The organism is Burkholderia sp. AU4i (assembly GCF_000466765.1).
Taxonomy (GTDB): Bacteria; Pseudomonadota; Gammaproteobacteria; order Burkholderiales; family Burkholderiaceae; genus Burkholderia; species Burkholderia cepacia.
Map to the genome: position 1 here is coordinate 1 of NZ_ASSI01000376.1, position 2,588 is coordinate 2,588.

Below are 2,588 nucleotides of genomic sequence, written 5' to 3' on the forward strand. Positions count from 1 at the left end.
CGAACGACGGTGGGCTACGGTCGCGCTTGGGACGGCGAGCTCGGGGGACTGGCGGTATGCGGAAAGGTGAGACAGCACCGGCTCGCCGCGCGGCGAGCGCCCCTTCGTGCGGCCATCCGGCCGCGCGACTGGAATAGCGCGTGCACCGCTCGGTGCACGCCCGAAACTACCCGAGGCGATAAAGCCCAACCGCCATCGTGTAAAGCTCGGCCGGCGTGGCCTCGGCGGTCACACGGTGACAGCCGAGCTCGCGCGCGCCGGCGAGGCGCGCGCGATACCGCGCACCAGACGTCCGTCCGGTCAGGTTTTCCTTCACACACTTGATGGCCCGATCGGCAGTCCGGGCACGCGCGTAATAGGTGTGGCGGTAGGTCGGACGTCGTTCGGACCCCGATGCGATATCAACCGCCCAGACCCTCACTTCCTTGTCCAGCCGGTACGCGATCGCGTCGACTTCGTCCGGAAAGAGAATGCGTTGCTGTTTCATCTCGACTCCTTGGGGAATGCGGCCCGTCGTGGCGGGCCGCTCGCCGGACATAGGCGGGGTTACAAGCTGCCCGGCAGCGTCAGCGCAATTGCAACCGGACGCACCCAAACCGGCGTCGACGAAAGCTGGAAAGTCTCACCGGACTCGGCGAGCAGCAAGGTCGTCCCCATCACCTCCGCAATTGCCTCTGCGGCATCGCGCGGTACCGCATTGCCGATGCGCTCACGCCATGCAGAATCACTGTCGCCGTCGAGCTTGAACGGGAATCCGTTTCCGGTCGCAGCCGCACGCTGGCGTGCCCAGTCGTCATGTTCAGCGTCGATCTGCAGCTGCTCGGGGTCGACGAGCGACTGCAGCGCGGCGAGCTCGAGCGTCGTGAACGGTCGGTGCCAAGTACCGTCGAGCGCGCGGATCACTGCGACGAGCTTCGCGCTCGCGGCTGGCAGTCGCGGGTCTGCGACGGACCAACGGCCGTTGTCGTGGCCTGCTGCAGCCGATACGGCGCCGCTGGGCTGCCCCCATTCGACGACGCCGTAATGCCCTCCGGTGAGATACGCGTCGCCGCGCTTCCTGCGCATACTCGTGCGCGGATCGGCGACGGCGAACGCACCCTGGCCGCTGTCGCTGCGCGCGATGACCGTGCCGGCCGGCTCGTCGAAGCCGGTGATTCGGTATTTGCCTGCGCCTTCGAAGCCGGTGGTCGACCGTGGATCGGCCACTGCATACGCGCCCTGATCATCGCCTCCGATAACAGTGCCGGCGTGGCCAGCCCAATCGGTCACCTTGTACTTGCTGAAGAGCGGGCCAGCTGGCGGACGCGGATCCTGCACGCACTGGCCCGTACCGTGTGCGCTTGTGACTGCGCCGGCGGCCTCCCGCCACGGCACGATCCGGAATTCGTTGTTGTGCTTCTCCCGGCCGGCGTGGCGCGGATCCGCCACGGTGTAATAGCCCTGTCCCGGCGTTTGCTGCCCTGCGATCGTGCCGCAATGATCATCCCACGGGAGCACGCCGTATGCGTGCCCGTCGTTCCACTTCGCGCTCTGAGCGAAGCGCGGGTCAGCGACCGAAAACCTTCCGTTACCGGGTCGGCTCGCGCCGGCAACGACACCGCTGTGCTCCTCCCAGCGGTTCACGCCGAGCACGCCGTTGTGCATGTCCGGCACAATCAGGTAGTCGCGAAGATGACCGTTCTCGACGGCGAGTTTGTTCAAGCTTCGCCAGTCGCCGCCGGCTTCGACAAACGCAAGCCGGACCCACGTCTTCCACTGCAGCGACGGGACGCGATGCATCGGGCCTGCCGCGACGTCGCCAGGCAGCGGCATGCGGCCGAGCACTGTACCGACGCCTTGCAAGCGTTTCATCGGCGGCTCGTACAAGAATGCCGGCACCTTCGCGATGTGGCGCGCGACGAGCAGGAAACGTTTCCTACTCTGCGCGAGGCCACCGATGAGGCCGCAGTCGTGGCTGGTCTCGTTGACCGCATAGCCGTAGTGACGCAGGATCTGCCCGATTTGATCGAGCAGGTGCCGGGCCCGGGTTGCGAGCCGGGGCACGTTCTCGAACACGATCAACTCGACCGGATCTTCCTTCCATGCTTCGCACATCAACCATACGCAGCGCATTGTCAGCTCGTTCAGCGCCTGGTACTTCGGCGTACGGCTCAACGTCTCGGAAAGCAGGCCGGACGCCCCCTTGCACGGGGAAGAGATGAACACGCAGTGGGGATGCTCATTTCCAGCGGCCGCGCGAATGTCGGCGGCCGTTGCCTCACGCCATCCGGCCGGTGGCTCGGTGTTGTTGAACGCGCAGTATTGTTCCCGTGTGAACAGATCCATGAGGGTGCACGGCACCCCAACGAGCGAATGAAAATCCCGGCATGCGGCAGGATCGTTGTCGATGCCTCCGATGCAGCGCCACTTTGCGATCAAGTTACCGACGCGAGACACTGCTCGCTTGAAGCCCATGGCTCCGCCGCCCAAGCCGCTGCACATCGTGAAGACGTTGTAGGTTCTGGTCATATCCATCGCTGTTCTCCTGAAAAATTCCCTTCGCTCGATTCGGAGTACTTCTCTGTTGTCAGGCCGACCGGGACCCAAGA

2 protein-coding genes are annotated in these 2,588 nt (G+C 65.2%); both read right to left on the reverse strand.

Annotated elements, in window-relative coordinates; translation table 11 throughout:
* Positions 1 to 166: 166 nt before the first annotated feature.
* Complete coding sequence (locus tag L810_RS42800; protein WP_021164317.1) at positions 167 to 487, reverse strand: hypothetical protein; 321 nt, start codon at positions 485 to 487, stop codon at positions 167 to 169.
* A 59-nt stretch (positions 488 to 546) separates the two neighbouring features.
* Positions 547 to 2,508, reverse strand: a complete 1,962-nt coding sequence (locus L810_RS42805) for a DNA cytosine methyltransferase (RefSeq protein ID WP_042978398.1) — start codon at positions 2,506 to 2,508, stop codon at positions 547 to 549.
* Between the last annotated feature and the right edge of the window lie 80 nt (positions 2,509 to 2,588).

Excerpts from the sequence above, each read along its gene's own strand:
- L810_RS42800 (WP_021164317.1), bottom strand. The coding sequence starts at position 487 with ATGAAACAGCAACGCATTCTCTTTCCGGACGAAGTCGACGCGATCGCG.
- L810_RS42805 (WP_042978398.1), bottom strand. The coding sequence starts at position 2,508 with ATGACCAGAACCTACAACGTCTTCACGATGTGCAGCGGCTTGGGCGGC.